7 protein-coding genes and 1 other RNA gene are annotated in these 6,171 nt (G+C 42.2%); 4 read left to right on the top strand and 4 right to left on the bottom strand.

Features of this window, described 5'->3' with window-relative positions; all coding sequences use genetic code 11:
- Nucleotides 1–29: 29 nt before the first annotated feature.
- Together sspA and AABI99_RS11670 are read left to right on the top strand one after the other, a co-directional pair.
- Nucleotides 30–656: a stringent starvation protein SspA gene (gene sspA / locus AABI99_RS11665; RefSeq protein WP_338365957.1), complete on the top strand. Its 627-nt coding sequence runs from the start codon at nt 30–32 to the stop codon at nt 654–656.
- Entirely contained in the window at nt 656–1,093 is a 438-nt protein-coding gene (locus AABI99_RS11670) for a ClpXP protease specificity-enhancing factor (RefSeq protein ID WP_338365958.1), read from the top strand. The genes sspA and AABI99_RS11670 overlap by 1 nt, the downstream gene beginning before the upstream one ends.
- A gap of 69 nt (nt 1,094–1,162) precedes the next feature.
- On the opposite strand, the gene dolP is transcribed toward AABI99_RS11670, so the two are convergent.
- The 4 genes from dolP to AABI99_RS11690 all read right to left on the bottom strand — a co-directional run bounded on the left by dolP (nt 1,163) and on the right by AABI99_RS11690 (nt 4,651).
- A complete protein-coding gene (gene dolP / locus AABI99_RS11675; RefSeq protein ID WP_338365959.1) occupies nt 1,163–1,729 on the bottom strand; it encodes a division/outer membrane stress-associated lipid-binding lipoprotein in 567 nt (188 codons plus the stop codon).
- A complete protein-coding gene (locus AABI99_RS11680) occupies nt 1,722–2,315 on the bottom strand; it encodes an SIS domain-containing protein (protein WP_338365960.1) in 594 nt (197 codons plus the stop codon). The genes dolP and AABI99_RS11680 overlap by 8 nt, the downstream gene beginning before the upstream one ends.
- Nucleotides 2,316–2,383: 68 nt before the next feature.
- A complete protein-coding gene (locus AABI99_RS11685) occupies nt 2,384–2,755 on the bottom strand; it encodes a YraN family protein (RefSeq protein WP_338365961.1) in 372 nt (123 codons plus the stop codon).
- A gap of 12 nt (nt 2,756–2,767) precedes the next feature.
- Entirely contained in the window at nt 2,768–4,651 is a 1,884-nt protein-coding gene (locus AABI99_RS11690; protein WP_338365963.1) for a penicillin-binding protein activator, read from the bottom strand.
- Nucleotides 4,652–4,712: 61 nt separating this feature from the next.
- Here AABI99_RS11690 and rsmI point away from each other — a divergent pair, with 61 nt between their 5' ends.
- Both rsmI and rnpB read left to right on the top strand, forming a co-directional pair.
- Nucleotides 4,713–5,570 (top strand): 16S rRNA (cytidine(1402)-2'-O)-methyltransferase, encoded by an 858-nt coding sequence (gene rsmI / locus AABI99_RS11695; RefSeq protein WP_338365964.1) that lies wholly within the window; start codon nt 4,713–4,715, stop codon nt 5,568–5,570.
- A gap of 43 nt (nt 5,571–5,613) precedes the next feature.
- An RNA gene (gene rnpB, locus AABI99_RS11700) (RNase P RNA component class A) lies at nt 5,614–5,992 on the top strand.
- The last annotated feature ends 179 nt before the right edge of the window (nt 5,993–6,171 follow it).

The following is a 6,171-nucleotide window of genomic DNA, read 5'->3' on the forward strand; positions in this document are numbered from 1 at the left end:
TGTTTTAGTTATTTAATGGAGGTATAGGCATGGCCGTAGCTGCCAATAAGCGCCCTGTAATGACCCTTTTTTCTGGTGCTAACTGTATGTATAGCCACCAAGTACGCATTGTGCTTGCAGAAAAAGGTGTAAGTGTAGATATTCATTTGGCTGAAAAGGATAACTTGCCAGAAGCACTTCACGAAATTAACCCTTACGGTACAGTTCCGACACTGATTGACCGTGAGCTTGGCTTATATCAGGCAAACATCATCATGGAATACCTTGATGAACGTTTTCCTCATCCTCCACTTATGCCTGTATATCCGGTAATGCGTGGTCGTAGCCGTTTAATGATGCACCGTATTGATACTGATTGGTACAGCCTCGCTGAAAAAATCACTAATAATACTGAAGATGCTGCTCAGGCTCGTAAAGAGCTGACTGAAGCGTTGCTAGCAATTGCGCCAATCTTTAACGAAGCCCCTTACTTTATGAGTGAAGAGTTTAGCTTAGTAGATTGTTATTTAGCTCCGCTATTATGGCGTTTACCGCAGTTAGGCATAGATCTTAACGGCTTAGGTGCTAAAGAGCTTAAAGAATACATGATCCGTTTATTCGAGCGCGAATCATTCCAAGCTTCATTGACCGAAGCTGAGCGTGAGATCCGTTCATAATGACGCCTAATCGTCCTTATTTACTACGTGCTTTTTTTGATTGGATCGTAGATAACGATTGCACACCGCACTTAGTGGTTGATGCAGACTACCCCGCAGTGCAGGTGCCTACGCAGTTTGTGCAAGATGGCCAAATAGTGCTTAATATAAGCCCTTCAGCCGTTACTGGGTTTTCGTTAGATATGGAACAACTTAGCTTTAACGCACGTTTTGGCGGGCAGCCAATGCAGGTTTATGTGCCTGTTGGTGCTGTGTTGGCAATATACGCACGTGAAAATGGCGAAGGAACAGTCTTTACTGCAGAAGAGTTTTTAGAGGACGAAGACGATTTTGCACCAGAGCTTGAAAGTGTAGAAACATCAGAAGAGTTTGTCGATGAGACTCCGCCAGAAAAGCCTGAAAAGAAAAAAGGCTCACATTTGCGCGTTATTAAGTAACGTTTAAATTTAAAAAAAACCGCTAATTAAGCGGTTTTTTTATGTGTTTTAATAAGCGTTTTATATCTGCTATAAATATTCAAATACTTTAATAACGCGCTCAACGCCTGATACATTGCGGGCAATATCTACGGCTTGATCAGATTCAGATGATGACACTAGGCCCATTAAAAATACCTCAGCGTTTTCTGTTACTACCTTAATATTGTTACTCGGGATATTTTTAGCTGTTAAAAGTTGCGCCTTAACTTTAGAGGTAAGCCACGAATCGTGTGTTTGCGTAGTAATCCCAATATTTGAACCAATTCTGATTTGGTTATGTATTTTACGTACGCCTGAAAGCCCCTCAATGCTTTGCTGAGCTTGGTTTTTCATTTCTTGGTTTGCTACTTGGCCTACCAATAAAACAATGCCATTTACGCTTATAGCGTCTACATTGGCAAACTTTTCAAGTCGTTCAACTTCACTCAGCGCAATACTAGCTTTAATTTCTATATTATTATCATCTATTTGAGAGCCAATGGTGCGGCGATCATTTGCTGCAGTTACTGCACCAGCTGTTCCTGCAACCACGGCGGCTGCACAGCCTTGTAGTAAAACAACAGTACCTAAAACAATAAGAGAGCGTTTAAACATAATTTTCATCCTGCGGGAAAAGAGTTAAATCAACCAGTTCACTTAAACAATGTAAGTTAACTAAGTGAGATTCAATAATGCGGCTAGGGCGCTTAGAAGGTGGGCGAATTTCTACATCGTTTGGGCCTAATAAGCCAACAAGTTCTCCACCGTCATCACCTACCATCACTATGACCTTCATATCTTTAGTAAGTGCAGCTTCTACAGCAGAAATTATATGTTTTTCGTTACCATTAATCGCTAACGCAAGCAGTAAGTCGCCTTGTTGTGCAAAGGCACGTACTTGGCGGGCAAAGGTATCATGTTCATCTACTTGGCTATTTTGCCCTAAATTAATGTTGTCTTGAGACAGTGCAATAGCAGGTAAGCAAGGGCGCTCAGTTTCGTAGTGATTAACTAATACGCCGGCCATGTGCTGCGCTAACATATGGCAGTTGGCCGTGCCGCAGCAAAGAAGTTTATTACCATTAATTAAACTCTGTGCAATAGTAAATGCCGCAGACTCGAGTGCGCTTGGCAGTACTTCGCCTGCTGCTATTTGTACTTGAATGCTTTCTGTAAAAATTTCTTTAATTGTATCTTGCATAGACTACCAATAATTTATTCATCATTTTTGTTTGTTGCTAGGCGTTTCACTAATTTGTTTGTGTATGGTTAAAGTACGCTTTTAATCCAGTTCAAATTATTTGGCCCTTCGCCCGTAATGGCCACGTAGTCGACTCTTATTGACTGGTTAGTTAAGTTTTTTGCTGCCAAGTAGTGATAAATAGTACGTTTTAATCGAGCTTGTTTTTGAGTGCCAAGAGCATAATTTGCGCCGCCTCTGGCATTATTTTGACGAAACTTAACTTCTACAAATACAAGCGTATCGCCGTGTTTCATAATCACATCAAGCTCACCAAAAGAACAATAGTAATTGCGTTCAATCGGCGTGAGCCCTTGTTGTATTAAAAACTTTTCTGCTTGGCGTTCATAGTACTGACCTTTTTCTCGGCTGTTTTGCCACAGTGCTTTAAACCACGACATAGCCGCTCCTAATTAATCAAAAGTCAGCGTATTACTTTCGTTAGCCGATTGCATAAATAAAGGCACGGGCTGCTTTGTTTCAAGCTGTACTGCTTTTATGCGTCTATTTGTGTATTGTGCCCAATCAAGCGTGCGCTCTATGTGCCCGCTGGTATTCACTGAAAGCTTGCCACTCAAACCTGCAAACTTATTACCGGGCATTAGGCTCAATTGCCTAATATCGCTCAGCACCGACACAGCATCGTAAGCCATTGCAAATAAGCGTTGGCTTATATCAGCATTTTCTGGCCAAAGCGTGTTGTATTGGTTTCGTAAATTATGCTGCTTAACTGAAGCGTTAAGCATCCACGGCAGCTCTGTAAAGTAGAGTCCTTCTAAATCGCCTTTGTCGGTACGGTCTATCTGTTTACTGTGGCTTTTAGAGCTGGCGTACAATGGAATACGCTGTGCAAACGTACTTACGTTTACATCTAAATAAGGCTTTATTAGGCGTGTTTCTATGGCATCACCTAAAATATAAATAGCATCAATATCACTACGCGAGCGAGTTTCGCTTTCAACCTCTTGTTTAAATAAAGACTTAACCGTTTTAATACGTTGTTTAGATTTATCAACTTCTAGCAAGCTAGCAATTGTATTTGGCATGTCTTTATTATCATTATAAAAACCAATTTGTGGTTTGGTTTCGCTATAACGCTGCCACTGAATATTAAAGTATTCAACCAAACGTTGGCCATTGGCATTATTAGGCGCAAGTAGCATAGGTTTTTGATAACCTTTGGCTAAAAAATGTTCCAGCGCTTGCTGCACTTCATGCTCAGGGTTTAAAGCAAAAAAGTAATGTTGCAGCGAGAGTCGCTCACCATCGTATGTATTTAAGTGCAATGAAGGAATATCAATCAGTGTTTTAGCTTGTGCAAGTTTATCAATATTCGCTTTTAATAATGGCCCAATTACAAAGTCAGGGTTAAATTGGCTTAGCTGCTCGTTTAACGCTTGGGTCGAAAGGTTCTCATCTATAAAAATGGTATCGTTAATTGTTTGCTTATCAAGGCCCGCCAAAATACCCGCTTTAAGGGCATCTCCTAAACGCTCATTAGCGCCTGATTGCGGTATTAGCACAGCTAAGCGCTCAATATTTACAGGGGCTAGGTCGGCTAGGGCTTCGTCTTGCTTAGGTAAAATAGCCATTGCAGGGTGACCTGGGTAACGACGACGCCAATTATTAATAGCTTGATCCAGCTCTACACCGCTGTTTGCATAAACCTGATGATACAAAGCCAAATTAGTCCAACCTTGCTGAATAACAGAGCCGCGATTAAAGCGCTCCAGCGCATAAGAAGACAGCTTAGTTAAGTTGTCCCATAGCGCCTGCTGCAAAGAAGGGATCTCAATATCATTTTTATTTGCTGTTTCTGAAGCTCTAAAAAAGTAAGGCGCAGCGCGCTTAGGAAAGTTTTGTGATGCATAAATGCTAGCAGTTAAATATTGATGCCATGCAAAGTGTTCAGGCTGTTTAAGTTGGCCATCGAGCGATTGCAAAATAACGAGCGCTTGGTCGTTTTTATTTTGCTGCTTTTGTGCATAAGCAATGTATAAGCGGTTTTGAATTTTATCTACACTTGGGGTTTGCTCAAGCTCATTACAAATGTTTTCAAGTAATGGCCAGCTTTGCTCCGAAATAGCCGCATCACGCGCACTATAAAGTAATTGAATTTTATCGGCACCGGTGCGACTTAACGCTAATTTATAAATAGCATCAGCACTGGTTGCTTGATTTTGCAGCGCATTCGCACTGCTGTTAATGCTATCGCTATTTTTAGTTGGTTTTTCGGTTGTGCTACAGGCCGATAACCCTGACAATATAATTAATAGACTAACAAGTTTAAGTCGCACAATGATTTCCCAATACGTTAACGCGATTTGCTTATATTACTGACTGACGCAGGAGACCTCAATGTTAAATGAGGAGAATTCACAGAAAATTGGCACTCTTTACATTGTTGCCACCCCAATTGGCAATTATGACGACTTAAGTCAGCGTGCCATCGCGACATTATCGCAGGTTGACTTAATCGCTGCTGAAGACACGCGCCACACCGGTAAGCTACTAAGCCACTTTGGTATTAAGGCTAAAACCTTCGCATTACATGACCATAACGAAAAGCAAAAAGCGCAGCAGATTATTGATTGGCTAAATGAAGGCAAAAATATCGCGCTGGTGTCAGATGCCGGCACACCGCTAATAAGCGATCCAGGTTATGCCGTTGTAAATCTGTGCCGCGAGCATGGTGCACATGTAACACCCGTGCCCGGTGCGTGTGCTGCAATTACTGCGGTTTGCTGCTCGGGCCTGCCAACTGATCGCTTTCAGTTTATTGGCTTTACACCGGCTAAAAGTAAAGCAAGGCAAGATTTTTTTATTGAGGCTGTTAATTCAGGCATTACCAGCATCATGTACGAAAGCACGCACCGTATTATGGCAAGCCTAGATGATTTAGAAGCGGCACTTGGTAATGAGCAACAAGTGGTATTTGCAAAAGAGCTAACCAAAACCTTTGAAACCTTTTTTAACGGCACAGTGAGTGAGCTTAAGCAATTTTTAACTGATGATCCCACTAAGCAACGCGGCGAAATTGTTTTAATGTTGCCAGGCAAACCTAAGCTTGTGGACGATATTCCACCCGAGGCACGTAAAATGCTAACGCTACTTGAAAACGAAATGCCGATGAAAAAAGCGTGCGGCATAGTAGCTGAATACTTTGGAATGAAGAAAAACGCCCTGTATAAAACAATTATTGACGAAAAAGCGTAAATCTTTACTGCGTACAAGGCGCAGCTCATGTATACTGCGCGCCGAGTTAGCCAAGATAATCGCTGCCTGTGACGAAAATGAACAGGGGGAGGAAAGTCCGGGCTCCACAGGGCAGAGTGCCAGCTAACGGCTGGGGGGCGTGAGTCCACGACAAGTGCAGCAGAGAGGAGACCGCCAGCTTTCGGGTTGGTAAGGGTGAAAGGGTGCGGTAAGAGCGCACCGGGCCGCTAGTAATAGTTGGTTGCAAGGTAAACTCCACTCGGAGCAAGACCAAATAGGGTTCTATCATTTTAAATAATGAACGCGTGGCCCACGTGAGAACCGGGTAGGTTGCTTGAGCCATAGAGCGATTTATGGCCTAGACGAATGATTATCACTTTCTTCGGAAAGGACAGAACCCGGCTTATATGGCTAACTCACTCATTCAACAAAAAAGCCCGCAGTTAACGCTGCGGGCTTTTTTGTGCCTAAAAATTAAAATAAGTCATTAGTTTTTGGCTATCTGTTTGCAGTATTCGTTAGTATTTCAACAAAGAGTGATAACTGGGCTGTGAGAAATTATGATGTATGAAGTCAAGATTTGACCCCATTCCTTTCATTC

Origin of the sequence: uncultured Pseudoalteromonas sp., from assembly GCF_963922945.1 — a bacterium.
In the GTDB taxonomy this organism is placed as follows: Bacteria; Pseudomonadota; Gammaproteobacteria; order Enterobacterales; family Alteromonadaceae; genus Pseudoalteromonas.